The organism is Crenobacter caeni, assembly GCF_010435965.1.
Taxonomy (GTDB): Bacteria; Pseudomonadota; Gammaproteobacteria; order Burkholderiales; family Chromobacteriaceae; genus Craterilacuibacter; species Craterilacuibacter caeni.
The window spans coordinates 266831-292634 of sequence record NZ_JAAGAA010000003.1; the positions used below are offsets into that span (position 1 = coordinate 266831).

Here is a 25804-nt window from a genome sequence, read left to right on the forward strand (position 1 = left end):
TTTCTTGGAACTCGATCTTTGGTGGTTGTTGTTGTTCCCGGCGTTCTTCGCGCTGGGCTGGCTGGCTGCGCGCGTCGACATGGGTACCGTCCTCAAGCAGGCCAAGGCGCTGCCGGCGGGTATCTTCAAGGGGCTGGACGCGCTGGTCGACGACAAGACCGACGTCGCCGCGCAGTCGCTGTCCGAAGTGGCCCGCCAGCAGCCGCAGGCAAGCGAACTTGCGCTGACGCTGGGCAAGCTCTACCGCAAGCGCGGCGAGAACGACCGCGCGATCCGCCTGCACCAGGGCATGCTCGAGTCGCCCGACCTTGCGCCGGAAGGCCGCGAGCAGGTGAGCTTCGAGCTCGCGCAGGACTTTTACCGGGCGGGGCTGGTCGACCGCGCCGAGGAGATCCTGCTCGGGCTGTTGGCCGGCAATATGGGGCGCAAGGCGCGCCGCCAACTGCTCGACATCTACCAGCAGGACCGCGACTGGCTCAAAGCGATCGGCACCGCGCGCGAGTTGCGCGGCGACGCGCATTCGTTCCAGCACGAGGTCGCGCAGTTCTACTGCGAGCTTGCGCAGGCCGAGCTCTACCGCAGCGAGCTAGGCAAGGCGCGCGAATACGTCGCCGAAGCGTTTGCCGCCAACCGGAAATGCGTGCGCGCGAGCCTGATCGCCGGCGACATCGAGTTTGCCGCCGAGAACTACCCCGCCGCCATTGCCGCATGGCAGCAGATCGAGAAGCAGAATTACGAGTACCTGTCGATGGCGGCCGAACGCCTGTTCGACGCGTACGAGAAGCTCGGCAAGCCCGCCGAGGGGATCGCCCTCTTGCGCGGCTACAGCCAGGCTTTCCCGCAGCTCGAACTGTCCGAGATCCTCTACGAGAAGGTCGCCACTTACGAGGGCAGCGCACGCGCGCTCTCCGTCACCCGCGACTCGGTGCACGCGCGGCCCAGCCTCGCCGGCGCCTACCGCCTGATCGAGGCGCAGATCGGCGAACTCGTCACGCCGGAAGGCCGTTCCGACGCCGAACTGGTGCGCTCGCTGGTGCTCAAGTACGCGCAGCGGCTGACCCAGCACCGCTGCCGCCGCTGCAATTTCCGCTCGCGCGCGTTCTTCTGGCATTGCCCGGCGTGCGGCGAGTGGGAGAGTTTCACGCCCAACCGCAGCGAAGGCTGACCCGGGCCCAAGTCCTACCAGGAAGATTGATGATGAATCCACTGATCGGCGCGCCCGCAGGCGTGCCCACTTCGCCGGTGATCGTCGCGCTCGATTTCGAGCGCGCGGACGCCGCGCTTGCCTTTACCGCCCGCCTGGACCCTGCCCAATGTCGGGTCAAGGTCGGCAAGGAACTCTTTACCGCCTCTGGCCGCAGCCTGGTCGAGGCGCTGGTCGCGCGCGGCTTCCAGGTCTTCCTCGACCTGAAGTTCCACGATATCCCGAACACCGTCGCCCACGCCTGCAAGATGGCAGCCGAGCTGGGCGTGTGGATGGTCGACGTCCACGCTTCCGGCGGCCGGCGCATGATGGCTGCGGCGGCCGAGGCGGTCGCGCCCTACAGCCAGCGCCCGCTGTTGATCGGCGTGACCGTGCTCACCAGCATGGAAGCGGCGGATCTTGCCGAAATCGGCGTGACCGTCCCGCCGGACGAGCAGGTGCTGCGCCTGGCGACGCTCGCCCGCGACAGCGGCCTGGATGGCGTGGTGTCGTCGGCGCAGGAGGCCACGCGATTGCGTGCTGCGCTGGGCGAGGGTTTCAAGCTGGTGACGCCGGGCATTCGTCTGGCCGACGCGGTGGCCGACGACCAGCGCCGGGTGATGACGCCGAGCGCCGCTGTCGAAGCGGGCGCCGACTACCTGGTGATCGGCCGTCCGATCACCCGCGCGGCCGACCCGCTCGCCGTGCTCACGGCGATCAACGCCGAACTGTCCGCTTTGAAGGTCGGCTGATATGGCGCTGCTCGAATCGATGGGGCTGGAAGCGGCACCGCTTGCCAAGCGTCTGGCCGGTGCGCGCGTGCTGGTGGTCGGCGACGTGATGCTCGACCGCTACTGGTTTGGTGATGCGACGCGCATCTCGCCGGAGGCACCGGTGCCGGTCGCGCGCATCGAGAAGATGGAAGAGCGCGCCGGCGGCGCGGCCAACGTCGCGCGCAATATCGCGAGCCTGGGTGGCCAGGCGACCTTGTTGTCGGTGGTCGGTGACGACGAGGCGGCCGGCGCGCTCGAGCGACTGATGGCCGACGCGGGTGTGGCCACCTCGCTCAAGCGTGACGCGTCGATCGCGACGACCATCAAGTTGAGGGTGGTCGCCCGCCAGCAGCAGCTGATCCGCCTCGACTTCGAGGACACCCCCAGCCGCGAGATCCTGGCCGACAAGCTGGACGAATTTTCCGCGCTCTTGCCTGCGCACGACGCGGTGATCCTGTCCGACTACGGCAAGGGCGGCCTCGCCCACGTCGCGGCGATGGTTACCCTTGCCCGCGCCGCCGGCAAACCGGTCTTGGTCGACCCCAAGGGCGACGACTACGCCAGGTACGCCGGCGCGACGCTGCTCACCCCCAACCGCAGCGAGTTCCGCCAGGTGGCCGGGCGCTGGGCCGACGAGGCCGAGCTGAGCGCCAAGGCCGAGGCCTTGCGCAGCAAGCTCGCGCTCGACGCGCTGCTGGTCACCCGTTCGGAAGAGGGGATGACGCTGTTTACCGACGCGGGCGCGCTCAACCAGGCGACGCTCGCGCGCGAAGTCTACGATGTGTCCGGCGCCGGCGACACGGTGATCGCGACGCTGGGCCTTTCGCTGGCGGCGTCGCTGCCGCTGGCGCAGGCGATGACGCTCGCCAACGCGGCCGCCGGCATCGTCGTGGCCAAGCTCGGCACCGCGGTGTGCCGCCAGGATGAACTCTTTGCGCTGTAAGGCGCGACAAGGAAGACAGAGATGACCATCGTCGTCACCGGCGCTGCCGGCTTTATCGGCTCCAACCTCGTCAAGGCGCTCAACGCGCGCGGACGCACCGACGTCCTCGCCGTCGACAACCTGGAGAAGGGCGAGAAGTTCCTGAACCTGGTCGACTGCGAGATCGAGGACTACCTCGACAAGCGCGACTTCATCTCGCTGATCGGCGACGGTGCCTTTGACGGCGAGATCGACGCCGTGCTGCACCAGGGCGCGTGTTCGGACACCATGAACCACGACGGCAAGTACATGATGGAGAACAACTACCACTACACGCAGGAGTTGTTCGAGTTCTGCCAGTCCGAGGAGATCCCCTTCCTGTACGCGTCGAGCGCCGCGACCTACGGCAAGGGCACGGTGTTCCGCGAGGAGCGCGCCTGTGAAGGCCCGCTCAACGTCTACGGCTACTCCAAGTTCCTGTTCGACCAGGTGCTGCGCCAGCGCATGGCCGAGGGGCTGACCGCGCAGGTGGCGGGTTTCCGTTACTTCAACGTGTACGGCCCGCGCGAGCAGCACAAGGGGCGGATGGCGTCGGTTGCCTTCCACAACTTCAACCAGTACCGCGAGACCGGCAAGGTCAAGCTGTTCGGCGGCTACGACGGTTGGGAGAACGGCATGCAAAGCCGCGACTTCGTGTCGGTCGACGATGTGGTCGCGGTCAACCTGCATTTTCTCGACAACCCGGACAAGAGCGGCATCTTCAACCTGGGCTCGGGCCGCGCGCAGCCGTTCAACGACGTCGCGGTCGCCACCGTCAACGCCTGCCGCCGTCACGAGGGCAAGGACGCGCTGTCGCTCGCCGAGCTGGTCGGGCAGGGCATCCTCGAGTACATCGACTTCCCGGACGCGCTCAAGGGCAAGTACCAGAGCTTCACGCAGGCCGACATCACCCGCCTGCGCGAAGCCGGCTACACCGCGCCGATGTCGACGGTCGAAGAGGGCGTCTCGCGCTACGTCGACTGGCTGATGAGCCGCTGAGCGCCATCCGCGCCGTCCCCCGAACCCGCCGCTGCCGGCGGGTTTTTTTTGCGTGCGGGTTGTCGTGCTGCCGCCACGAGGCGCGCTTGTCCGTGCTGCTTTGGCCGCGGCGAGGCATTACAGTGTCCTCTGGGCTTGGCGGCAAGGGGCGGCCGGCTGGATGATTCGTGATGGAGGGCCTGGCATGGCTGCACCCATTTTCTGGCGGGATGCCGCCTTGCCGCATGTTGAAGTGCGCAAGGTCGACGATGGCCGCACCGTCTGTTACGCGCCGCACAGCCATCGCGAATGGTCGATGGGAGCCATCACCGGCGGCCAAAGCACTTTCCTGTGCGGCGAGCGCGCGTACCGGGTGGCGGCAGGTGAGCTGGTGCAGATCAACCCGGATGAGGTGCACGCGTGTAACCCGATTGACGGCGAGCCGTGGTCCTACCTGATGCTTTACGTCGATGCGGCGTGGCTGGCTGGCCAGCGCCACGCGCTGGGCCTCACGCCGGCACCGCAGTGGCGGGCGCTCAAGCCGGATACGCTGAGCCACGCCGAAGTGTTTGCCGAGTTTGTCTCTCTGGTCGAATCCCTGCTCGATGGCGTCGCTGGGGAGCGACGCCAAGGGCGCGGCGCTGCAGGGCTTTCTCACCAGGCTGTTGCCCTTACTGGCCGAGGCAGAAGACCTCGTATGCGTGCCCGCCGCGCTGGGCGAGGTGGCCGGCTACCTCGACGCAGAGTGCACCAGTGCGCATCCGTTGTCGCAATTGAGCCGCCGCGCCCGGGTCAGCCCTGAGCACCTGGTGCGCAGCTTCAAGCGGCACTTCGGCCTGCCCCCGCATGCGTATTTGCTGAACCGTCGCGTGCAGTACGCCCAGCGTGCGCTGCGACAGGGGCAGACGATCGCAGAGGCCGCGCTGGCGAGCGGCTTTGCCGACCAAGCGCACTTCCAGCGCGTGTTCAAGCGGCTGCTGGCGAGTACGCCCCGCCAGTACCGGCGTGCGTCACGCGAATAGCAGGAAGGCGCAACTGCTGGCGAGCAGGGCGGCGAGCGTCCGGTTCAGCCGGCGCAGGTTGGCCGCGCGTCCGAACTGGCGGCCAAGGAAGGCGCCGCCGTAGCACCAGCAGGCCAGCGACAGCCAGCAGATCGGCGCGTACAGCGCAGTAAACAGCGTCAGCTCGCCGTGGCTGGCTGCCGAGGTGTACGCGCTGATGCCGGAGAGGGCGGCCAGCCACGCCTTCGGGTTCAGCCACTGCATCAGCGCGCCTGCCACGAAGCCGGGAGGCGAGGCGGCCGCTTCGACCGAGACTGTGCCGTCATCGAGCGCCAGCCTAGCGCTCAGGTACAGCAAGAAGGCGATACCTCCCCATTTGAGGGCGCCGGCGAGCGCGGGCAGCGTGTGCAGCATGGCGGCCAGACCGAGTCCGCTGCGATAAACAGCAGGATGAAGCCGGCGGTCGCGCCGCTGACAAAGGCCAGGCTCGCGCGCACGCCGTAGCGGGCGCCGCTGCCCAGGCAGACCATATTGACCGGGCCCAGGGAAATCGAGGCGGCCAGGGCGAAGGCGGACATCGGCAAAACCAGTGCAAGACTCATGGTGGACTCCAGATTGGGGTGGGGTCTCCATGCTGGCGTCGCTGCCCGATGGCGTATTGAACGAAATTGATCCGGCGCGCGTAAGCCGCCCAGGCGGTATCGCGTGGGCAAGCCCTGCGCGCGCGATTTGACGCCGGTATAATGGCCGCTTCGCGACAGCAAGGCTTCTCCCGTGCCCTCCTACCATTACCTCGAAGACTATGTCGGCAACACGCCGCTGGTGCGCCTCAAACGGCTGCCGGGTGAGACCAGCAACGTCGTGCTGGTCAAGCTTGAAGGCAGCAACCCCGGCGGCTCGGTCAAGGATCGTCCCGCCCTGTCGATGATCCGCCATGCCGAGGCGCGCGGCGACATCCGTCCGGGCGACACGCTGATCGAGCCGACCAGCGGCAACACCGGCATCGGCCTTGCGATGGCCGCGACGATGATGGGCTACCGGCTGGTGCTGGTGATGCCGGAGAACTCGAGCGCCGAGCGAGTGCAGACCATGCGCGCGTACGGCGCCGAGGTGGTGTTGACGCCCAAGGACGCGTCGATGCCCGGCGCTATTGACGAGGCGAGACGTTTGCAGGCGGCAGGCGTTGGCCGCATCCTCGACCAGTTTGCCAACCCGGACAACCCGCTCGCGCACTTCGAGGGTACCGGTCCCGAGATCTGGGCCGGTACCGGGGGTGCCGTCACCCATTTTGTCTCCAGCATGGGGACCACCGGCACGGTGATGGGGGTCGGTGCCTACCTCAAGGCGCAAAACCCGGCCGTTCAGATTGTCGGCGTGCAGCCGCAAGCCGGCAGCCAGATCCCGGGCATTCGCAAGTGGGAGGACGCCTACCTGCCGGCGATCTGCGACTACGGCAAGATCGACCGCCTCGAGCTGGTGTCGCAGGCCGACGCCGAGGCGATGGCGCGGCGCCTCGCGCGCGAGGAGGGTATCCTTGCCGGGCCTTCGTCCGGCGGCGCGCTCGCGGTCGCGCTCAGGCTGAACGAGACGCTCGAGAACGCGGTGATCGTGTCCATCGTCTGTGACCGCGGCGACCGCTACCTGTCGACCGGCCTGTTCGCCTGAGGAGTGCCCATGTCCCAGCACCAGTTTTCCCCCGCAGCCGGCAACGAGCGGCCGCTTGCCTGGTACGAGGCCGCGCTTGCGCACAAGGGCTTCGTGCGCGACGCGGCGCAGGCCGCGGCGATTGCGCGGCTCGACGCGCTCTGGCAGCAGCTGGTCGACTTCAAGTCGCGGCGCAACCGTTTCCTCGGCCGCTCGCTGTTCAAGCCTGAGGTGCCGCGTGGACTCTATATGTGGGGTGGGGTCGGCCGTGGCAAGAGCTTCCTGATGGACGCGTTCTACGAGTGCGTGCCGTACCGGCGCAAGAAGCGCGTGCATTTCCACCACTTCATGGCCGACGTGCACCGCGAACTGAAGAAGCTCGCCGGCGAAAAGGATCCGCTGCTCGCGCTGGCTGACCGTATCGCCCGTTCGACGCGGCTGTTGTGCTTCGACGAGTTCCACGTCAGCGATATCGCCGACGCGATGATGCTGGGGCGGCTGCTCGACGCCCTGTTCGCGCGCGGGGTGGTGTTCGTGATGACTTCGAATTACCAGCCGGACGGGCTGTACCCCAATGGGCTGCAGCGGCAGAACTTCCTGCCGACCATAGAACTCATCAAGCGGCAGCTCGAGGTGCTCAACGTCGACGGCGGCAACGACTACCGCCTGCGCGAGCTGACCCGCGAGCCGCTGTTCGTGGTACCGCACGACGCGGCGACCGACGCGCACCTGGCCGAGATGTTCGAGCGGATCGCCGGTACGGCGGGTGAGACCGGTCGGCAGATCGAGATCCTGGGGCGGCGCGTGCGTACGGTGCGCCGCGCGCCGGGGGTGGTGTGGTTCGATTTCGCGACGCTGTGCGGCGGGCCGCGCGCGCAGACCGACTACCTCGAACTCGCGCAGGCCTACCACACGCTGTTCCTGTCGGATATCCCCAGGCTGACCGCCGCGCAGTCGTCCGAGGCGCGCCGTTTCACCTGGCTGGTCGACGTGTTGTACGACCACCGCGTCAAGCTGGTTGCCAGCAGCGCGGTGCCGGCCGAACAGATCTACACCGAGGGCGTGCAATCGGGCGAGTTCTTCCGTACGGCGAGCCGCCTCACCGAGATGCAGTCGCAGACCTATCTTGCATTGGCGCACCAGGTGGTCGAGCCGACGCTCGCCGGCGTGGTCGAGACCTGAACTCGGGGAGGCTTACTGGCCGAGCGGGATCAACAGCGGGGTGTAGCCGAGCGCTTTGAGGCGCGCCATCGCGTCTTCGGCCTCGGCGCGGGTCGTGAACGGCCCCAACTGGATGCGCGTCTCGCTCTTGGCAGCGATGCCCTTGGCTTTGAGCTCTTCGACCAGCTTCTCGGCGTTGCCGATATTGGAGAACAGGCCAAGCTGCACGCTGTAGCCGAAGGAGCTGCCCTGCGGGCGGCTGGCAGCGGGCGGGGTGACCTGGCCCTGAGCTGTGGTGTCGGCGCGCGGCGTGGCAGCCGTCTTGGCCGCTTGCGGCGCGGCGCTGGCGGCGGCCGTGCGTTGTGTGGTGGCCGGTGCCTGCGTTTCGGCGGAGCGGCTTGTCACCGCCTTGGCCTGCGGCACGACGGCCTCGACCATCAGCGTCGGCGTCGATGCAAGGCCGGGGGTTGACTCGGTGGCCGGGCCGACCGGCAGGCCGGGCGAGGGAGTGCTGGCAACGAGCGGGGCGGACGCGCTGAGCGCGGGAGCCGGCAGCGGCTCGGAGGCGACCGGCAGCGGGCCGCTCAGGCGGCCGCTGGCAGCCTGTTCTTCGCCGGGGGCGGCGGGCTTACGTTCGAGCAACGGGATGCTGGCCAGTGCGGCCAGCGCCAGCGCGGCGGCGATCGCGATGCGCTTTTTCATGCTGCGTTCGCCGCCGGGTTGCGGGGTGGGGGCTTGCGGCTTGTCGGGCTGGCTCGTCATCGTGTCCTTGTCAATCTCTACAGCAAAGGCTTGAGAAGGCTGGTAAAATACCGGGTTCTTCGGAAAGACGCTTTCTGTGCAACCGGTGCCGGCTGGCCAACAGCTATTAAGCATCTGTATTCGTAATTAGGAGATTTATATGGCAATCGAACGTACTCTGTCCATCGTCAAGCCCGATGCAGTCGCTAAAAACGTGATCGGCAAGATCTACGACCGCTTCGAGTCGAACGGCCTGAAAGTCATCGCCGCCAAGATGAAGCACCTGTCGCGCGCCGAAGCCGAAGGCTTCTACGCCGTGCACAAGGACCGTCCGTTCTTCGGCGACCTGGTCGCGTTCATGACCTCCGGCCCGGTGATGATCCAGGCTCTGGAAGGCGAAAACGCCGTCCTGAAGAACCGCGAACTGATGGGCGCGACCGACCCGAAGAAAGCCGACGCCGGCACCATCCGCGCCGACTTCGCCGAGTCGATCGACGCCAACGCCGTGCACGGTTCGGACAGCCTGGAGAACGCAGCGATCGAAATCGCCTACTTCTTCGCGGCGACCGAAATCTGCCCGCGCTAAGCGAATGATGTAACGGACGGCGGCTGCTCCCGTGCGGGCAGCTGCCGTTTTTGCGAGATGCTCCCGATGAAAACCAACCTGCTCGACTTCAACCTGCCTGCACTGACCCAGCACTTTGCCGAGATGGGCGAAAAGCCGTTTCGTGCCAAGCAAGTGATGCGCTGGATGCACCAGATGGGTGAAAACGACTTCGACGCGATGACCGACCTCGCCAAGAGCCTGCGCGCCAAGCTCATCGAGACGGCCGAGGTGCGCGTGCCCGAGTTGATGACGGGGCAGGCATCCGGGGATGGTACCCGCAAGTGGCTGCTCGACGTCGGCACCGGCAACGGGGTCGAGACCGTCTTCATTCCCGAAGACGACCGCGGCACCTTGTGCGTGTCTTCCCAGGTCGGCTGCGCGCTCGAGTGCACCTTCTGCTCGACCGGCCGCCAGGGCTTCAACCGCAACCTCAGCACCGCCGAGATCATCGGCCAGCTGTGGTGGGCGAACAAGGCGCTCGGCGTGACGCCGAAGAACGAGCGCGTGATCTCCAACGTGGTGATGATGGGAATGGGCGAGCCGCTGGCCAACTACGACAACGTGGTTTCGGCGCTGTCCATCATGCTCGACGACCACGGCTACGGCCTGAGCCGACGCCGGGTGACGGTCTCCACCTCCGGCCTCGTGCCGCAGATGGACAGGCTGCGCGAGGATTGCCCGGTCGCGCTGGCCGTTTCGCTGCACGCGCCGAACGACGCGATCCGCGACGTGATCGTGCCGATCAACAAGAAATACCCGCTCGCAGAACTGATGGCCGCGTGCCGCCGCTACCTCGAGAAGGCGCCGCGCGACTTCGTGACCTTCGAGTACGTGATGCTTGACGGCGTCAATGACAGACCGGAACATGCAAGGCAGTTGATCGAACTGGTACGTGACGTGCCGTGCAAGTTCAACCTGATCCCGTTCAATCCCTTCCCCCATTCGGGCTACGCGCGGTCGAGCAACAACGCGATCCGCACCTTCCGCGAACTTCTGCAGGAAGCCGGCTTCGTGGTGACGGTGCGCAAGACCCGTGGCGACGACATCGACGCCGCGTGCGGGCAGCTGGCCGGTCAGGTGCAGGACAAGACGCGTCGCCAGGCCAAGTGGATGCAAATCGTCGAGGAAGGCAAGGAATGAGACTCGCGCGTGCGCGCGGCCTGATCGTTACGCTGCTGCTGGGCATGCTGGCGCTGCCGGCATGGGCCGCGTCGTCGCGCGAATTCGCGCAGACGCAGGCGCAACTGGCGATCGAGTACATGCGCTACGGCAATATGCGCGCGGCGCTCGACGCGGCCAACGCGTCGGTCGACGCCGACAGCGGCTACCAGAGCGGGCATATGGTGCGCGCGCTGGTGCTGATGCAACTGGGCATGGACAAGGACGCCGAATCGGCCTTCCGCCGCGCGCTATCGGTCGACCGCAGCAACCCCGAAGTGAACAACAACTACGGCTGGTTCCTGTGCAGCCGCGGCCAGGCAGCCGCGTCGCTCGAGTACTTCTCGCGCGCGCTGTCCGACCCGCTGTACGACAAGCCGATGACGGCGACGCTCAACCGCGGCCTGTGCCGCGGCAAGGCCGGCGACTACGATGGCGCCAACCGCGATTTGCTCGAGGTGCTGCGCGCCGACGGCAAGGACGCGGCCGCTCTGCGTGCGATGACCGAGCTGCAGATTACCCGCGGCAACGGCAAGCTGGCGGCCTTTTATTACCAGCGGCTCTCGGCGCAGTTGCCCCGCGAGGACGCTGCCGATTTATGGCTGGGGGTGCGCCTGGCCAAGCTACAGGGCGACACGGCCGCCGTGCGCAGGCTGGGTGAGCGCCTCTTGGCGACGTATCCGGATTCGGTCGAGACCCAACAATACCTGAGTGGAAGCTAGTCAGATGGACGCAGTCGAAAAAGGGGGAGGCCCGGGCGTCGGCGCGCAATTGCGTGCGGCGCGCGAGGCGCGGCAACTGGGGCTCGGTGATGTCGCCGAGCGTCTGAAACTCTCGGTGCGCCAGCTCGAAGCGATCGAGCGCGACGATTTCGCCGCCTTGCCCGGCGCGACCTTCGTGCGCGGCTTCGTTCGCAACTACGCGCGCTTCCTCGAGATCGATCCCGCACCGCTGATGCATGCGCTTGACCAGGCCTTCCCGCCGCAACCGGCCGAGAACGCGATCGTGCGCGAGGCCGATTCAAGCCGGGAAAACGTGTCGCGCTCCGGCGCGGGCCGCTGGATCGGCGGTGCCTTGCTGGTCGGCGTGCTGGCCGGCAGCGCGTGGTGGTTCGCGGGCGCCGGTGGCGACGACGCGGCGGACGAGACGCTTGCGCCGATGGTCGCCTCCGCGCCGTCCGGCATCGTCGAGTCGCCGGACGAAGCGATGGCCTCCGCACCGGCGCAGGACGCCATCGCGGCGCAGGCGTCGTCGGGCGCGCAAGGCGAGGCTACGCAACCGCCGGCCGACAGCGCCGACACGCAGGCGGCCATGCCGGCCGCGGCGCCGGCGGCCGCCAGCGCGCCCGCTGCGGCCGTGGCCGGTGCGCTGCGTCTGGCCGCCAGCGAGGACGCATGGGTTTCGGTGACCGACGCCAAGGGTCAGAAGCTGGTGTTCGGCACGCTCAAGGCGGGCGAGCAAAAGTCGGTCAGCGGCACGCCGCCCTACCGCGTGCGCATCGGCAATGCGTCCAAGGTGCAGGTCTTCCATAACGGCCAGCCGGTCGACTTGAGCGGCAAGATCCGCGGCTCGACCGCGACGCTCAACCTGGACTGAGGTGGCGATGTCGATTTCCCCGATTCCCCGCCGGCAGACCCGCCAGATCCGTATCGGCCACGTGATGGTCGGCTCCGACTGGCCGGTGCTCGTGCAGTCGATGACCAACACCGACACCGCCGACGCGGCAGCGACCGCGGCGCAGGTGTTCGAGCTTTCCCGCGCCGGATCTGAAGTGGTGCGCATCACCGTCAACAGCCCCGAAGCCGCCGCTGCGGTCGCCGAGATCCGAAAGCGGCTCGACGACATGGGCTGCGACGTGCCGCTGGTCGGCGACTTCCACTTCAACGGCGACCGACTGCTGAAAGACTACCCGGACTGCGCGCGCGCGCTGGCCAAGTACCGGATCAACCCGGGCAACGTCGGCAAGGGCGCGCGCGGTGACGAGAAGTTCGCCTTCATGGTGCGCACCGCAGCTGAGCTGGGCAAGGCCGTGCGCATCGGCGTGAACTGGGGCAGCCTCGACCAGACGCTCGCCAACCGGCTGATGGACGAGAACGCGCGGCGTGCGGCGCCGTGGCCGGCCGACGCGGTGATGCGCGAGGCGCTGGTGGTCTCCGCGCTGGAGAGCGCGGCCAAGGCGGTCGAGCTTGGCCTGTCGCCCGACCAGATCATCCTCTCGTGCAAGGTCAGCCATGTGCAGGACCTGATCGCGGTCTACCGCGACCTGGCCGGCCGTTGCGACTACCCGCTGCACCTTGGCCTGACCGAGGCCGGCATGGGCTCGAAGGGCATCGTCGCCTCGAGCGCTGCGCTCGCGGTATTGCTGCAGGAGGGCATCGGCGACACCGTGCGCATCTCGCTGACGCCGCAACCGGGCGAGTCGCGCACCCGCGAAGTGATCGTCGGCCAGGAACTGTTGCAGACGATGGGGCTCAGAAGCTTTACCCCGCTGGTGACCGCGTGTCCGGGTTGCGGGCGCACCACCAGCACCTTCTTCCAGGAGCTGGCCGACAGCATCCAGACCTATCTGCGCGAGCAGATGCCGGTGTGGCGCCTCAAGTACCCCGGCGTCGAGTCCATGCAGGTCGCGGTGATGGGCTGCGTGGTCAACGGGCCCGGCGAGAGCAAGCTGGCCGACATCGGCATTTCGCTGCCGGGCACCGGTGAGGTGCCGGTCGCGCCGGTGTATGTCGACGGCGAACGCGCGGTGACGCTCAAGGGCGAGCGCATCGCCGAGGAATTCAAGGCGCTGGTCGACGACTACGTCACCAGCCGTTACAGCGAGGGTGGCGCCAAGCGGCGCGAGGCCGCGCCCAGGGTGATTCCCATCCGCACGGCCTGATCCGTCAGGTTCGCGCACACACGTATCAGAAGAAGAAAGCACCATGTCTCAGAAAATCCAGGCGATCCGCGGCATGAACGACGTGCTGCCGCAGGCGTCGCACCAGTGGGCGTACTTCGAGGGCGTCATGCAGCGCCTGCTGGCCGATTACGGCTACCGCAACATCCGTACGCCTGTTGTCGAGCCGACCCCGCTGTTCGTGCGCTCGATCGGCGAGGTGACCGACATCGTCGAGAAGGAGATGTACACCTTCACCGACTCGCTGAACGGCGACAGCCTGACGCTGCGCCCGGAAGGCACCGCCGGCACCCTGCGCGCGGTCGTCGAGCACAACCTGTTGTACAACGCGACGCAGAAGCTGTGGTACCAGGGCGCGATGTTCCGCCACGAGCGTCCGCAGAAGGGCCGCTACCGCCAGTTCCACCAGATCGGCATCGAGGCGCTCGGCTTTGCCGGGCCGGACATCGACGCCGAGATCATCGTGATGACGGCAGATTTGTGGCGCCGGTTGGGCCTCGCCGACAGCGTGAAGCTGGAAATCAACACGCTGGGCAACCCGGCCGAGCGCGCCGCGCACCGCGAGGCGCTGATCGCCTACCTTGAGCAGCATGTCGACATCCTCGACGAGGACGGCCGCCGCCGCCTGTATAGCAATCCGCTGCGCGTGCTCGACACCAAGAACCCTGCGCTGCAGGAAATGGCGAACCGGGCGCCCCGCCTGATCGACTACCTGGGCGACGAATCGCGTGCGCACTACGAGGGCTGGAAGGCGATGATCGCCGCGCTCGGCGTCGAATTCGTCGAAAACCCGCGTCTGGTGCGCGGCCTCGACTACTACAACCACTCGGTGTTCGAGTGGGTGACCACCGAGCTGGGCGCGCAGGGCACGGTATGCGCGGGCGGCCGTTACGACGGGCTGATCGAGCAGTTGGGCGGCAAGAGCGCGCCGGGCATCGGCTTCGGCATGGGCATGGAGCGCGTGCTGTTGTTGCTCGAGGCGAAGGACCTGCTGCCCGCGGCGCCGGGTTGCGACGTCTACATCGTCCAGCAGGGCGAGGGCGCGTCGCTGTACGCGATGCGCCTGGCGAGCCGGCTGCGCGCGGCCGGGCTGTCGGTGACCCAGCACCTGGGCGAGGGCAGCTTCAAGTCGCAGATGAAGAAGGCCGACGCCTCCGGCGCCTTGTGCGCGCTGATCGTCGGCGAGAACGAGATGCAGGCCGGTGCCGTGGTGGTCAAGCCGCTGCGCGCCGACGAGGCACAGGCAACCGTCACGCTGGATGAGGCGTCCGCAGCCGTCCAGCGCCTGAAAAACTAAGGAGGGGGACGCATGGCGTTCGACTTGCAGGAACAGGAACAGATCGAAGAACTCAAGGGCTTCTGGCGCGGCTGGGGGCGCTGGATCGCGGCGCTGGTCGTGATTGCCTGCCTCGGCTACCTGGGCATGAAGGGCTGGCACTTGTATCGTGCCGAGCAGGCCGAGAAGGCGTCGGCGGTGTTCGCCAAGCTGGAAACGGCGCTGCCGGGCGGCGATCTCAAACAGATCAAGGCGATCAGCGCCGAACTGCGCCGCGACTACGCGTCGACCAGCTACGCGCCGCGCGCCGCGCTGATGACCGCCCGCGTCGCCTTCGACAAGAACGACTACAAACTCGCCGGCGAAGAACTCGCCTGGGTGATCGCCAACGCGAAAGAAGCCGATGTGGTCGCCGTCGCCCGTCTGCGCCAGGCGGCCGTGCTGCTCGACCAGAAGCAGTACGACGGTGCGCTGAAGGAGGTGTCGGCCGAACACCCGGCCGCCTTCGACGGCTTCTTCCTCGACATGAAGGGCGACATCCTGTTCGCCAAGGGCGACGCCAAGGGCGCCGCCGCCGCTTACAAGTCGGCGCTCGCCAAGCTGGCGCCGGAAGAGCCGATGCGCGACTTCGTGCAGGCCAAGATCGACGCTATCGGGAGCTGACCCATGAAACGCCAGACGCTGATTGCCGCGGCCATCGCCACCCTCGTCACCGGCTGCGCCAGCTGGTTTGAAGGTTCGAGCGCCAACCAACCGACGCCGCTTGAACGCGTCGACGCGAGCCGTGCGCTGAACGTGCGCTGGCAGCAGGGCGTCGAGTCCGCCGGGCAGGGCCTGTTCCGTCCGGCCTTTCTCGACGGCAAGCTCGCGGTCGCCGGCAACGGCGACACCATCGAGGTTTACGACGCGGCCAGCGGCAAGCGTCTGCAGGGCCTTCGCCTGAAGGGCGAAAGCCTCGTCGCCGGCGTTGGCGCCGACACGCGTGGCTACTACGCGGGTAACGCGGCTGGCGAAGTGCTGGCTGTCGACCCGGCAGGCAGGGTGCGCTGGCGCCAGCGGCTGACCAGCCTGATGGCCGAGCCGCCGCTGGCGTCCGGCGACATGGTCGTCGTGCGCAGCGGCGACGGGCGGATCACCGCCTACGCAGCCGAAGACGGCCGTTCGCTGTGGACGCAGTGGCAGGCGCCGCCGTCGCTGATGGTGCAGCCGACCACGCCGGTGATGCTGGCGGTCGGCGACGACGTGCTGATCAGCGGGGAGGCCGGCGGCAAGCTCGCCGTCTACAACCTGAAGAGCGGCGTGCCGCTGTGGCAGGCGACGGTCGCCACGCCGCGCGGCGCGAGTGAGCTCGAGCGGGTGACCGACGTGGTCAGCCAGCCCCAGTTCGACGGCCGCCGCGTGTGCGCGGTCGCCTATCAGGGCCGCGTCGCCTGTTTCGACGCGCGCGGCGGCAACCTGATCTGGGCGCGCGAGGTCGGCAGCAGCCGCGGCCTCGCCCTGGACGGCAACAAGGTGTTCGTGACCGCCGACGACGGTGCGGTGTGGGCGTTCGACGCCGAGACCGGCCGCAACCTGTGGAAGAACGACGCACTGAAGTACCGCGGCGTGACCGGACCGGTCCGCCTCGGCAAAGACATCCTGGTGCTCGACGCCGAAGGGGTTGCCCATCTGTTGGCACCCGAAGACGGCCGTATCGTCGGCCGCGCGCGCACCGGGGCCGAAGGAACCCTCAGCCAGCCGCTGGTGCTGGGCGACGCTGCCTTCGTGCAGGGCCGCAACGGCAAGCTCTCTGCGCTGAACTGAAGATTTAAGGCAACATGAAACCGACAATCGCTCTGGTAGGCCGCCCCAACGTGGGCAAGTCGACCCTGTTCAACCGCCTGACGCGCTCGCGCGACGCACTGGTCGCCGACCAGCCGGGCCTGACGCGCGACCGTCACTACGGTCACGGCCGGGTCGGCAGCAAGCCCTATCTGGTGATCGACACCGGCGGTTTCGAGCCGGTGGTCGACGACGGCATCCTGTGGGAAATGGCGCGCCAGACCCTGCAGGCCGTCGACGAGGCCGACGCGATCGTCTTTCTGGTCGACGGACGCAACGGCGTCACGCCGCAGGACAAGCTGATCGCCAACCGCCTGCGCCAGAGCCGCCAGCCGGTCTACCTCGCGGTCAACAAGGCCGAGGGCATGAGCCCGGGGATGGCTGCCGCCGAGTTCCACGAACTCGCGCTGGGCGAGCCGTGGCCGGTGTCCGCCTCGCACGGCGACGGCGTGCGCGAGCTGATCGAGACCATCCTCGAGCCGTTCCCGGACGAGGTCGACGAGGAGAGCAAGCGCCACCCGAAATTCGCGGTGATCGGCCGCCCCAACGTCGGCAAGTCGACGCTGGTCAACGCCATTCTCGGCGAGGAGCGCGTGATTGCCTTCGACCAGGCCGGCACCACCCGCGACAGCATCTACATCGACTTCGAGCGCGACGAGAAGGCGTACACCATCATCGATACCGCCGGCGTGCGCCGCCGCGGCAAGGTCAACGAGACGGTCGAGAAGTTCTCGGTGATCAAGACCATGCAGGCGATCGAGGACGCCAACGTCGCCGTGCTGGTACTCGACGCGCAGCAGGATATCTCCGAGCAGGACGCGACCATCGCCGGCTTCGCGCTGGAGGCTGGCCGCGCGCTGGTGGTCGCCGTCAACAAGTGGGACCACCTCGACGGCGAGCAGCGCGAGCGCATCCACCGCGACGTCGCGCGCAAGCTGGGCTTTCTCGACTTCGCGCGCTTCCACTACATCTCCGCGCTCGAGGGCAAGGGGGTCGGCGAGCTGTTCAAGTCGATCGACGCGGCGTACCACGCGGCGATGATCAAGCTCTCCACGCCCAAGCTGACCCGCATCCTGCAACTGGCGACCGAACGCCAGGCGCCGCCGCGCGTCGGCCTGACCCGCCCCAAGTTGCGTTACGCGCACCAGGGCGGCATGAACCCACCGATCATCGTGATCCACGGCAATTCGCTGGAAAATGTGCCGGATAGCTACACCCGCTACCTCGAAGGCCTGTTCCGCAAGGCTTTCCAGCTGCAGGGCACGCCGCTCAGGGTACAATACAAGTCCAGCACCAACCCCTTCGAGACCGAAGAGAAGGGCGCGAAACCAGGTCTGCTCAAGCACCGGGCGGCCAGCAAGGCGCAGCTCAAGGCGCGCATCGAGGCCAAGGAAAAGGCGCGCGCCGTCGCCGATGGCCGCGTGACCCCCAAGCCGGTCAAACCGGCGGCCAAGCCGTCCACCGGCGGGAAACCCGCTGCGGGCGGGCGCGGCAAGCCGGCGCCGCGCGGCAAGGGCAAAAGATAGTACGACGGTATTTTTTCTGCTAAAAAGTATTTTGGCACCGGAACGTCCACCTCGAGTGGCGACACTTAACGAAGTTTGGAGAAGAAAAACATGAGCGCCAAAGGGCAAATGCTACAAGACCCGTTCCTGAACATCCTGCGCAAGGAACATGTTCCGGTCTCGATCTATCTGGTGAACGGCATCAAGCTGCAGGGCCAGATCGAATCCTTCGACCAGTACGTGGTGCTGCTGAAGAACACCGTGACCCAGATGGTGTACAAGCACGCGATCTCGACCGTGGTGCCGGCCCGCGCGGTCAGCATCCCGCACGAGGCGCCGGCCAAGGGCGAGGCGCAGTCCGACGCCTGAGCGTAACGCCGGGCATCCGCAGGCTGGCGACCCCGTGCGGGGCCACCAGCCTCTCTCTTTTTTTGTCTGACGGATTTTGATGCGTGTTTGACCGTCCCGATCAGGGCAACCGGGCCATCCTGGTGTGCCTGGACTTTGGCGAAGCCGACTATCAGGAAGGCGTGCAGGAATGCACCGACCTTGTCACCAGCGCGGGCGTGACCGTGCTGGGGGTGCTGGGCGGCAAGCGCAGCCGGCCGGACCCTGCGCTGTTCGCTGGCAAGGGCAAGGTCGAGGAACTCGCGGCGATGGTGCGTGGCGCCGGCGCCGACGTGGTGATCTTCAACCACCAGCTCTCGCCCGCGCAGGAGCGCAACCTCGAGCGCGCGATCCAGTGCCGGGTGATCGACCGCTCCAGCCTGATCCTCGACATCTTCGCGCAGCGTGCGCGCAGCCACGAGGGCAAGCTGCAGGTCGAGCTCGCGCAGCTCTCGCACCTGGCGACGCGCCTGGTGCGCGGCTGGACCCACCTTGAGCGGCAGAAGGGCGGCATCGGCCTGCGCGGCCCGGGCGAGACGCAGCTGGAGACCGACCGCCGGCTGCTCGGCAACCGCGTGAAATTGCTGAAGAGCCGCCTCGCGCAGGTGCAGAAGCAGCGCACCACGCAAAGGCGCGGCCGCGTGCGTGCCGGCCTCGCTTCGGTGTCCATCGTCGGCTACACCAACGCCGGCAAGTCGACGCTCTTTAACGCGATGACCAAGGCCGGCGCTTACGCGGCGAACCAGCTGTTCGCGACGCTGGATACCACCAGCCGCAAGCTCTACCTGAACACCGAGTGTTCGATTGTGCTGTCGGACACCGTGGGCTTCATCCGCGACCTGCCGCACACCCTGGTCGCCGCGTTCCGCGCGACGCTGGAAGAAACGGTACAGGCCGACCTGCTGCTGCACGTGGTCGATTCGGCCAGCGACATGCGCGAGCAGCAGATCGAGGCGGTCAATGGCGTGCTCGCCGAGATCGGCGCGGACGGCATCCCGCAGCTGATCGTATGGAACAAGACGGATTTGCGTGGCTTGGCGCCGGCAATCGAGTACGATGATAGCGACCGGCCGGTATCGGTCAGAATCTCCGCCCTCAAGGGCGAGGGGCTGGAACTCCTGCGCGAAGCGATTGCCACATTGGTTGCGGCCACGCCGCCGTCCGAAATTTCTAGAGAAGAAACAGAGCCCGATGACTCAATTTGACCCGAACCGGGGCCGTGGGGGCAACGATGGCCCGCCGGATCTTGACGAAGTTTTCCGCCGACTGAACCAGCGGCTCTCCCGATTGCTCGGCGCCAAACCGCCGCAGGGCACGCCGCCCGAGTCCGGCGGCTCGGCCTTTCCGGGACCGCGCGCGTTCCGTGGCGGCGCCGTCGCCATCGTCGGTGTGCTGGCCGCGCTGTGGCTGGCCAGCGGTTTTTACGTGGTCGACGCCCGCGAAGAGGGCGTGGTGCTGCGCCTTGGCAGCTACGACCGCACCACCGGCCCGGGCCTGGGCTGGCACCTGCCGTACCCGTTCGAGAAGGTCGAGATCGTCAACCTGACCGAAGTACGCAGCATCGAAGTCGGCTACCGCGGCAACGCGAAGAACCGCGTGCTCGAAGAGTCGCTGATGCTGACTGACGACCAGAACATCATCGACGTGCAGCTGTCGGTGCAGTACGACATCAAGGACGCCAAGGACTTCCTGTTCGTCAACGCGGCGAGCGACCGCGACGCCAAGGACATCGTCAAGCAGGCGACCGAGACCGCGATCCGCGAAGTGGTCGGCCGCAACAAGGTCGACTTCGTGCTCAACGAAGGCCGCGCGCAGATCGCCGCCGAGACCCAGTCGCTGATCCAGCAGATCGTCGACCGCTACAAGCTCGGCATTCGCATCGCCAAGGTCAACATCAACGACGTGCAGCCGCCCGAGGCGGTCAGCGCCGCGTTCGACGACGCGGTGAAGGCCGGCCAGGACAAGGAAAAGCTGCGCAACGAGGGCCGTGCCTACGCCAACGGGGTGATCCCGAAGGCGCAGGGTCTGGCCGCGCGCCTGACCGAAGAGGCCGAGGGTTACCGCCAGCGTGTGGTCGACAACGCCGAGGGTGAAGCCGCGCGCTTCAAGTCGGTGCTCACCGAATACCAGAAGGCGCCCAAGGTCACCCGCGAGCGCATGTACTACGACATGATGCAGCAGGTGATGGACAGCTCGTCCAAGGTGATGGTCGACCAGAAGGCCGGCAGCAACCTGCTCTACCTGCCGCTGGACAAGCTGATGCAGCAGGCGTCGCCGGCTGCCGCGCCGGCTGCCGCTCCCGCGCAGAGTGCCCGTGTGCAGCCGGAAGCCGAGGCTGCGCCTGCCGCTCCGGTGCGCGGCGGTCGCGACGTTTCCGGCCGCAACGGCCGTTCCGACAACAACAACCAGGAGTAAACCATGGACAAGCTGATCCCGACCCTGGTCGCCATGGTCGTCGCCCTGCTCTTGCTGTCGATGTCGATGTTCACCGTCGACCAGCGCCAGTACGCGATGGTCTTCCAGTTTGGTGAAGTGGTCCGCGTGATCACCAAGCCTGGCATCCAGTTCAAGGTGCCGTTCCTGCAGAACGTCCGTTACTACGACCGGCGCGTGCAGACCATCGACGCCGAGGCGCCGGAGCTCTTCAACACCCGCGAGAAGAAGAACGTGCTGGTCGACAGCTACGTGAAGTGGCGCATCGTCAACGTCGAGCAGTTCTACAAGAGCGTCGGCGGCAACGAGATGGCTGCAGTGTCGCGCCTCAAGCAGATCATCAACGACGGCCTGCGCGCCGAGTTCGGCCAGAAGGACGTCGCCGACGTGATTTCGGGCAAGCGCGAGCAGGTGATGGCTATCGTGCAGAAGCGCGCCGACGCTGAGGCGCGCAAGATGGGCGTCGAAATTGTCGACGTGCGCTTAAAGCGTGTCGATTTTCCGGATAAAATCAGCACTTCGGTCTACGAGCGCATGCGCTCGGAGCGCGCTACCGTCGCCAACCAGTTGCGCAGCGAAGGCGCCGCCGAGTCCGAGCGCATCCGCGCCGACGCCGACCGCCAGAAGGAAGTGATCCTGTCGCAGGCGTACAAGGAAGCGCAGCGCATCAAGGGCGAGGGCGACGCGAAGGCCGCGGCGGTGTACGCCGAGGCGTTCGGCCGCAACCCCGAGTTCTATTCGTTCTGGCGCAGCATGCAGGCGTACAAGGACTCGTTCAAGAACAAGAGCGACGTGCTCGTCCTGCAACCCGATTCGGCGTTCTTCAAGTACTTCAAGAACCCGCAGGGGGCAGGCGGCAACAAGTAGTCGCAAGAGGAGAAACGGCACCGGCCGCGCAAGCGGCCGGTTTGACGAAGCCAAGGCGGGATGCGCGTCCCGCCTTTTATTGTGTAGTGAACCCTATGCGTAACTGGTTGTTACCCGAACACATCGCCGACATCCTGCCGGCGACCGCGCGCCAGGTGGAAAGCGCCAAGGCTGCGATGCTCGAGCGTTTCCGCACCGCCGGCTACGAGCTGGTGTCGCCGCCGCTGATCGAGTACGTCGAGGCTTTGGTCTCGGCCGACGACAGCGCGCTCGCGCTCAAGACGTTCAAGCTGGACGATCACCTGTCCGGCCGCCAGCTCGGTTTGCGTGCCGACATCACGCCGCAGGTCGCGCGCATCGACGCGCACCTGCTCGCTGAGCGTACCGGCGTCACCCGCCTGTGCTACGCCGGCAGCGTGGTGCACGCGCGCCCGGCCGGGCTGATGAGTTCGCGCGAACCCTTGCAGGTCGGCGCCGAGCTGTACGGCTACGCCGGCATCGAGGCCGACCTCGAGATCATCGGCCTGATGCTCGCCTCGCTTCGCGGCGCAGGCGTCGAGGGCCTGCGGCTGGACGTCGGCCATATCGGGATCTTCCGCGGCCTCGTGCAGGCGGCCGGTCTCGATGCACCGCTTGCACAGGCGCTGTTTGACGCCTTGCAGGCGAAGGACGCGTCGGGCATCCGTGCGCTGTGCACGGACGTCGCCGAGCCTTACCGTTCGGCGTTTGCCGCGCTGCCCGAGTTGTACGGCCCGGCACGCGTGCTCGAGGCCGCGCGCACCCGCCTGCCGTCGCTGCCGGAGATCGAGCTTGCGCTGATGCAGCTGGGCGCGATCGCCCGCGCTGTGGGCGGCGAGGTCGAGCTATGCTTCGATCTTGCCGAGTTGCGCAGCGGGTTCTACCACACCGGGCTGGTGTTCACCGCGTACGCACCGGGCTGGTCGGACGCGATCGCCCGCGGCGGCCGCTACGACAATGTCGGCCGCCGCTTCGGGCGTGCCCGGCCGGCGACCGGCTTCAGCCTCGACTTGCGCGACCTGATCCGCATCCTGCCCGAGCGCGAGGCCACCCGCGGCATCCGCGTCGCGCAGCGCCTGCTGCCGGACGCGAAGGGCGAGATCGAACGTTTGCGTGGGCATGGCGAAGTCGTCGTGCTCGATTACCTGGGCGAATCCGCCGAGGCGCTTGGCTGCGACCGTGAACTGGTCGCCGAGGCCGGCGCGTGGCGGGTCGTCCCGTTTCAATGAATCCGGATTTAGACCGAGAAAAGAGGTCCCTCTCATGTCCAAGAATGTAGTCGTGATCGGCACCCAGTGGGGTGACGAAGGCAAGGGCAAGATCGTCGACTGGCTGACCGACCACGCGCGCGCGGTCGTGCGCTTCCAGGGCGGCCACAACGCAGGCCACACCCTGGTGGTCGGCGGCAAGAAGACCATCCTGCGCCTGATCCCGTCCGGCATCCTGCGCGAAGGCGTCGAATGCTTCATCGGCAACGGCGTGGTGCTGTCGCCCGAGGCGCTGCTCAAGGAAATCGACGAGCTGATCGCCGCCGGTGTCGACGTTGAACGCCGCCTGAAGATCGCCGAAGGCTGCCCGCTGATCCTGCCCTACCACGTGGCGCTCGACCAGGCGCGCGAACTGTCCAAGGGCGCCGGCAAGATCGGCACCACCGGCCGCGGCATCGGCCCGGCCTACGAGGACAAGGTTGCCCGCCGCGCGCTGAAGGTGATCGACCTGTTCGACATGGAACGCTTCGCGGCCAAGTTGCGCGAGAACGTCGACTACTACAACTTCCAGCTCACCCAGCTGCACAAGGCCGACCCGGTCAGCTACGACGAGATCCTCGCGCAGGTCGTCAAGCTCGCCGAGCGCATCCGCCCGATGGTGGCCGACGTGTCGCGCACGCTGTACGACATGGACAAGGCCGGCGTGCCGCTTCTGTTCGAAGGCGCGCAGGGCACCCTGCTCGACATCGACCACGGCACCTACCCCTTCGTCACCTCGTCCAACTGCGTCGCCGGTGCTGCGTCGCCGGGCGCGGGTGTCGCGCCGCAGATGCTCAACTACGTGCTGGGCATCGTGAAGGGTTACACCACCCGCGTCGGTTCCGGCCCGTTCCCGACCGAGCAGGAAAACGAGATCGGCGAATTCCTCGCCAAGCGCGGCAACGAGTTCGGCTCGGTGACCGGCCGTCCGCGCCGCTGCGGCTGGTTCGACGCCGCCGCGCTCAAGCGCTCGATCCAGATCAACGGCGTGTCCGGCCTGTGCGTGACCAAGCTCGACGTGATGGACGGCCTCGAAGAGATCAAGCTGTGCGTCGGCTACATGCTCGACGGCGAGCAGGTCGACATCCTGCCGTTCGGCTCCGACGCGGTCGAGAAGTGCGTGCCGGTGTACGAGACGATGCCGGGCTGGACCGAATCGACCTTCGGCACCAAGACCTGGGACGCGCTGCCGGCCAACGCCAAGGCCTACCTCAACCGCATCGCCGAAGTGTGCGGCGCGCCGGTGGCCATCGTGTCGACCGGCCCGGACCGCGAGGAAACCATCGTCCTGCAACACCCGTACGGCCTGTAAGGCTGTCATCCAAGGCCCGCCTGCCGGCGGGCCTTTGTCTTATCGAACTTCCGCAAGACTATCCATGCATATCCACATCCTCGGCATCTGCGGCACTTTCATGGGCGGCATCGCCGCGATCGCCAAAGAGGCGGGGCACCGGGTGACCGGTTGCGACGCCAACGTCTACCCGCCGATGAGCACCCAGCTCGAAGCGATGGGCATCGAGCTGATCCAGGGCTTCGACGCCGCGCAAGTCACGCTCTCGCCCGACCTCTACGTGATCGGCAACGTCGTCTCGCGCGGCAACCCGCTGATGGAGGAAATCCTCGACCGCGGACTGCCTTACGTGTCCGGCCCGCAGTGGCTGTCCGAGCATGTGCTGCAGGGTCGCTGGGTGCTGGCGGTGGCCGGTACCCACGGCAAGACTACCACCAGCTCGATGCTGGCCTGGGTGCTCGAGGACGCCGGCCTCGCGCCGGGCTTTCTGATCGGCGGCATCCCCGAGAACTTCGGGGTGTCGGCGCGCCTGCCCGGTGCGCCCGCGCAGGACGCGGCAAGCCAGAGCCCCTTCTTCGTGATCGAGGCGGACGAGTACGACACCGCCTTCTTCGACAAGCGCTCGAAGTTCGTCCACTACCGGCCGCGCACCTGCGTGCTGAACAACCTCGAATTCGACCATGCCGACATCTTCGCCGACCTGGCCGCGATCGAGACCCAGTTCCACCACCTGGTGCGCACCGTACCCGGCACGGGTCTGGTCGTCGCCAACGCGCGCGAGGCAGCGCTCGACCGCGTGCTCGCACGCGGCTGCTGGACGCCGGTTGAGGGTTTTGGCGGCGTCGACGCCGGCTGGCGTGCCGGCGAGGCGGACGCGGCCGGCCACTTCGACGTGTGGCTGGATAATGAAAAGCAGGGCCGGGTGTGCTGGGACCTGTTGGGTGAACACAACCGGCTGAACGCCCTGGCGGCGATCGCTGCCGCGCGCCACGTCGGCGTCGCGCCGGCCATCGCCATCGACGCGCTGTCCCGCTTCGCCAACGTCAAGCGGCGCATGGAAGTGAAGGGCGTGGCAAACGGGGTGACCGTGTACGACGACTTCGCGCACCACCCGACGGCGATCGCGACCACCGTCGCCGGCTTGCGCGCGCGCGTGGGCGACGCGCGCATCCTCGCCGTGCTCGAGCCGCGCTCGAACACCATGAAGCTCGGTACCATGAAGGACGCGCTCGCCGCATCGCTTACGGACGCCGACCATGTGTACTGCTTCGACGGCGGCCTGGGCTGGGACGCCGCCGCCGCGCTCGCGCCCTTGGGCGAGCGCGCCGAGTGCCACGGCGAGCTTGACGCGCTGGTCGCGGCCGTCGCGCGCGACGCGCGAGCCGGCGACCATGTGCTGGTGATGAGCAACGGCGGCTTTGGCGGTGTGCACGGCAAGCTGCTCGCCGCGCTGTAAAAGGGGTAGGTTCAAAAATCTATGGTCAGCCTGAACTTTGCAAGGACAGAATCGTGATGAACAATGACAGGGAAGGCTTGCTCTAATCTATCCGGATTCCTGATGGGCAGCTATGCCCGATCCATGATGTGAGCCGCTCCTGATGGTCCTAAAAAATGGCTCAGTCTCGAAGACTGTCTTTTGTACCAGGTTGTCCGTCAGGCCGTGGGCCGGTTGTCGTCATCAGTGTCTGTCGTCGCAAAAGCAGGCTTTCATTCACCGCCGGGGTCTTCCCGGCGGTTTTGTTTCAATTCAAGGCGTGGGGCTGGGGCGATACTCGCCGCCTTTGGCGAGAATCGCCCACACGACCCGCGCCAGCTTGTTGGCCAGCGCACAGGCCACGATATTGGCGTGGCGC

Annotated in this window: 24 protein-coding genes and 2 pseudogenes; 24 read left to right on the plus strand and 2 right to left on the minus strand. The window is 67.1% G+C overall.

The window, feature by feature from the left end; all coding sequences use genetic code 11:
- Positions 1-4: 4 nt before the first annotated feature.
- The 6 genes and pseudogenes from lapB (at position 5) to GZH52_RS16775 (ending at position 4917) form a co-directional block, all read left to right on the plus strand.
- Entirely contained in the window at positions 5-1165 is a 1161-nt protein-coding gene (gene lapB / locus GZH52_RS05160) for a lipopolysaccharide assembly protein LapB (protein WP_163315414.1), read from the plus strand.
- A 32-nt stretch (positions 1166-1197) separates the two neighbouring features.
- Complete coding sequence (gene pyrF, locus GZH52_RS05165; RefSeq protein ID WP_163315448.1) at positions 1198-1935, plus strand: orotidine-5'-phosphate decarboxylase; 738 nt, start codon at positions 1198-1200, stop codon at positions 1933-1935.
- A gap of 1 nt (position 1936) precedes the next feature.
- Positions 1937-2899, plus strand: coding sequence for a D-glycero-beta-D-manno-heptose-7-phosphate kinase (rfaE1, locus tag GZH52_RS05170; protein ID WP_163315415.1), 963 nt, complete (start codon positions 1937-1939; stop codon positions 2897-2899).
- 21 nt (positions 2900-2920) lie between these two features.
- On the plus strand, positions 2921-3916 hold the full coding sequence (rfaD, locus tag GZH52_RS05175) for an ADP-glyceromanno-heptose 6-epimerase (protein WP_163315416.1): 996 nt from the start codon (positions 2921-2923) through the stop codon (positions 3914-3916).
- Between the two features lie 295 nt (positions 3917-4211).
- Positions 4212-4451: pseudogene (locus tag GZH52_RS17105) on the plus strand (AraC family ligand binding domain-containing protein); the annotation flags it as partial.
- Between the two features lie 49 nt (positions 4452-4500).
- Positions 4501-4917 (plus strand): helix-turn-helix transcriptional regulator, encoded by a 417-nt coding sequence (locus tag GZH52_RS16775; protein WP_163315418.1) that lies wholly within the window; start codon positions 4501-4503, stop codon positions 4915-4917.
- Here the strand turns inward: GZH52_RS16775 and GZH52_RS05190 are convergent.
- Entirely contained in the window at positions 4906-5310 is a 405-nt protein-coding gene (locus GZH52_RS05190) for a LysE family translocator (RefSeq protein ID WP_239058017.1), read from the minus strand. The two genes, GZH52_RS16775 and GZH52_RS05190, sit on opposite strands and share 12 nt — an antisense overlap.
- A 360-nt stretch (positions 5311-5670) precedes the next feature.
- Between GZH52_RS05190 and cysM the strand changes: the two genes are divergently transcribed.
- Both cysM and zapE read left to right on the plus strand, forming a co-directional pair.
- On the plus strand, positions 5671-6561 hold the full coding sequence (gene cysM / locus GZH52_RS05195; RefSeq protein WP_163315419.1) for a cysteine synthase CysM: 891 nt from the start codon (positions 5671-5673) through the stop codon (positions 6559-6561).
- A gap of 9 nt (positions 6562-6570) precedes the next feature.
- Positions 6571-7722, plus strand: coding sequence for a cell division protein ZapE (gene zapE, locus GZH52_RS05200; protein ID WP_163315420.1), 1152 nt, complete (start codon positions 6571-6573; stop codon positions 7720-7722).
- A gap of 12 nt (positions 7723-7734) precedes the next feature.
- Here the strand turns inward: zapE and GZH52_RS05205 are convergent, their stop codons facing one another.
- On the minus strand, positions 7735-8463 hold the full coding sequence (locus GZH52_RS05205; protein WP_163315421.1) for an SPOR domain-containing protein: 729 nt from the start codon (positions 8461-8463) through the stop codon (positions 7735-7737).
- A gap of 139 nt (positions 8464-8602) precedes the next feature.
- On the opposite strand from GZH52_RS05205, the gene ndk reads away from it, so the two are divergent.
- From ndk to mpl, 16 genes and pseudogenes are all read left to right on the plus strand, one after another.
- On the plus strand, positions 8603-9028 hold the full coding sequence (gene ndk, locus GZH52_RS05210; RefSeq protein ID WP_136553234.1) for a nucleoside-diphosphate kinase: 426 nt from the start codon (positions 8603-8605) through the stop codon (positions 9026-9028).
- Between the two features lie 66 nt (positions 9029-9094).
- Positions 9095-10189, plus strand: a complete 1095-nt coding sequence (gene rlmN / locus GZH52_RS05215; RefSeq protein ID WP_163315422.1) for a dual-specificity RNA methyltransferase RlmN — start codon at positions 9095-9097, stop codon at positions 10187-10189.
- Entirely contained in the window at positions 10186-10929 is a 744-nt protein-coding gene (pilW, locus tag GZH52_RS05220; protein ID WP_163315423.1) for a type IV pilus biogenesis/stability protein PilW, read from the plus strand. The genes rlmN and pilW overlap by 4 nt, the downstream gene beginning before the upstream one ends.
- Before the next feature lie 4 nt (positions 10930-10933).
- Entirely contained in the window at positions 10934-11803 is an 870-nt protein-coding gene (locus tag GZH52_RS05225) for a RodZ domain-containing protein (RefSeq protein ID WP_163315424.1), read from the plus strand.
- Between the two features lie 7 nt (positions 11804-11810).
- On the plus strand, positions 11811-13088 hold the full coding sequence (gene ispG, locus GZH52_RS05230; protein ID WP_163315425.1) for a flavodoxin-dependent (E)-4-hydroxy-3-methylbut-2-enyl-diphosphate synthase: 1278 nt from the start codon (positions 11811-11813) through the stop codon (positions 13086-13088).
- Positions 13089-13131: 43 nt separating this feature from the next.
- Positions 13132-14403: a histidine--tRNA ligase gene (gene hisS, locus GZH52_RS05235; protein WP_163315426.1), complete on the plus strand. Its 1272-nt coding sequence runs from the start codon at positions 13132-13134 to the stop codon at positions 14401-14403.
- 12 nt (positions 14404-14415) lie between these two features.
- Positions 14416-15045 carry a YfgM family protein gene (locus tag GZH52_RS05240; RefSeq protein WP_163315427.1) on the plus strand — a complete coding sequence of 210 codons (630 nt, stop codon included), beginning with the start codon at positions 14416-14418 and terminating at the stop codon, positions 15043-15045.
- A 3-nt stretch (positions 15046-15048) separates the two neighbouring features.
- Positions 15049-16185: an outer membrane protein assembly factor BamB gene (bamB, locus tag GZH52_RS05245; protein WP_163315428.1), complete on the plus strand. Its 1137-nt coding sequence runs from the start codon at positions 15049-15051 to the stop codon at positions 16183-16185.
- 14 nt (positions 16186-16199) lie between these two features.
- Positions 16200-17597: pseudogene (der, locus tag GZH52_RS05250) on the plus strand (ribosome biogenesis GTPase Der); the annotation flags it as partial.
- 222 nt (positions 17598-17819) lie between these two features.
- Complete coding sequence (hfq, locus tag GZH52_RS05255; protein WP_136553253.1) at positions 17820-18077, plus strand: RNA chaperone Hfq; 258 nt, start codon at positions 17820-17822, stop codon at positions 18075-18077.
- Between the two features lie 83 nt (positions 18078-18160).
- Positions 18161-19300, plus strand: coding sequence for a ribosome rescue GTPase HflX (hflX, locus tag GZH52_RS05260; RefSeq protein WP_163315430.1), 1140 nt, complete (start codon positions 18161-18163; stop codon positions 19298-19300).
- Entirely contained in the window at positions 19287-20510 is a 1224-nt protein-coding gene (gene hflK / locus GZH52_RS05265; protein WP_163315431.1) for an FtsH protease activity modulator HflK, read from the plus strand. Before hflX ends, hflK begins: the two co-directional genes overlap by 14 nt.
- Before the next feature lie 3 nt (positions 20511-20513).
- Positions 20514-21395 (plus strand): protease modulator HflC, encoded by an 882-nt coding sequence (hflC, locus tag GZH52_RS05270; protein ID WP_136553260.1) that lies wholly within the window; start codon positions 20514-20516, stop codon positions 21393-21395.
- 95 nt (positions 21396-21490) lie between these two features.
- Entirely contained in the window at positions 21491-22642 is a 1152-nt protein-coding gene (locus tag GZH52_RS05275) for an ATP phosphoribosyltransferase regulatory subunit (protein WP_163315432.1), read from the plus strand.
- 34 nt (positions 22643-22676) lie between these two features.
- Complete coding sequence (locus GZH52_RS05280; protein WP_163315433.1) at positions 22677-23972, plus strand: adenylosuccinate synthase; 1296 nt, start codon at positions 22677-22679, stop codon at positions 23970-23972.
- 64 nt (positions 23973-24036) lie between these two features.
- Entirely contained in the window at positions 24037-25407 is a 1371-nt protein-coding gene (mpl, locus tag GZH52_RS05285) for a UDP-N-acetylmuramate:L-alanyl-gamma-D-glutamyl-meso-diaminopimelate ligase (protein ID WP_163315434.1), read from the plus strand.
- The last annotated feature ends 397 nt before the right edge of the window (positions 25408-25804 follow it).

What these genes read in the sequence shown, in the direction of transcription:
- GZH52_RS05280 (WP_163315433.1), top strand. Translation starts at nt 22,677, where the DNA reads ATGTCCAAGAATGTAGTCGTGATCGGCACCCAGTGGGGTGACGAAGGC.
- rlmN (WP_163315422.1), top strand. Translation starts at nt 9,095, where the DNA reads ATGAAAACCAACCTGCTCGACTTCAACCTGCCTGCACTGACCCAGCAC.
- GZH52_RS05240 (WP_163315427.1), top strand. Translation starts at nt 14,416, where the DNA reads ATGGCGTTCGACTTGCAGGAACAGGAACAGATCGAAGAACTCAAGGGC.
- ispG (WP_163315425.1), top strand. Translation starts at nt 11,811, where the DNA reads ATGTCGATTTCCCCGATTCCCCGCCGGCAGACCCGCCAGATCCGTATC.
- hflC (WP_136553260.1), top strand. Translation starts at nt 20,514, where the DNA reads ATGGACAAGCTGATCCCGACCCTGGTCGCCATGGTCGTCGCCCTGCTC.
- pilW (WP_163315423.1), top strand. Translation starts at nt 10,186, where the DNA reads ATGAGACTCGCGCGTGCGCGCGGCCTGATCGTTACGCTGCTGCTGGGC.
- GZH52_RS05275 (WP_163315432.1), top strand. Translation starts at nt 21,491, where the DNA reads ATGCGTAACTGGTTGTTACCCGAACACATCGCCGACATCCTGCCGGCG.
- bamB (WP_163315428.1), top strand. Translation starts at nt 15,049, where the DNA reads ATGAAACGCCAGACGCTGATTGCCGCGGCCATCGCCACCCTCGTCACC.
- rfaD (WP_163315416.1), top strand. Translation starts at nt 2,921, where the DNA reads ATGACCATCGTCGTCACCGGCGCTGCCGGCTTTATCGGCTCCAACCTC.
- GZH52_RS05225 (WP_163315424.1), top strand. Translation starts at nt 10,934, where the DNA reads ATGGACGCAGTCGAAAAAGGGGGAGGCCCGGGCGTCGGCGCGCAATTG.
- GZH52_RS16775 (WP_163315418.1), top strand. Translation starts at nt 4,501, where the DNA reads ATGGCGTCGCTGGGGAGCGACGCCAAGGGCGCGGCGCTGCAGGGCTTT.
- GZH52_RS05190 (WP_239058017.1), bottom strand. Translation starts at nt 5,310, where the DNA reads ATGCTGCACACGCTGCCCGCGCTCGCCGGCGCCCTCAAATGGGGAGGT.
- ndk (WP_136553234.1), top strand. Translation starts at nt 8,603, where the DNA reads ATGGCAATCGAACGTACTCTGTCCATCGTCAAGCCCGATGCAGTCGCT.
- hfq (WP_136553253.1), top strand. Translation starts at nt 17,820, where the DNA reads ATGAGCGCCAAAGGGCAAATGCTACAAGACCCGTTCCTGAACATCCTG.
- GZH52_RS05205 (WP_163315421.1), bottom strand. Translation starts at nt 8,463, where the DNA reads ATGACGAGCCAGCCCGACAAGCCGCAAGCCCCCACCCCGCAACCCGGC.
- mpl (WP_163315434.1), top strand. Translation starts at nt 24,037, where the DNA reads ATGCATATCCACATCCTCGGCATCTGCGGCACTTTCATGGGCGGCATC.
- hflK (WP_163315431.1), top strand. Translation starts at nt 19,287, where the DNA reads ATGACTCAATTTGACCCGAACCGGGGCCGTGGGGGCAACGATGGCCCG.
- rfaE1 (WP_163315415.1), top strand. Translation starts at nt 1,937, where the DNA reads ATGGCGCTGCTCGAATCGATGGGGCTGGAAGCGGCACCGCTTGCCAAG.
- hisS (WP_163315426.1), top strand. Translation starts at nt 13,132, where the DNA reads ATGTCTCAGAAAATCCAGGCGATCCGCGGCATGAACGACGTGCTGCCG.
- pyrF (WP_163315448.1), top strand. Translation starts at nt 1,198, where the DNA reads ATGAATCCACTGATCGGCGCGCCCGCAGGCGTGCCCACTTCGCCGGTG.
- zapE (WP_163315420.1), top strand. Translation starts at nt 6,571, where the DNA reads ATGTCCCAGCACCAGTTTTCCCCCGCAGCCGGCAACGAGCGGCCGCTT.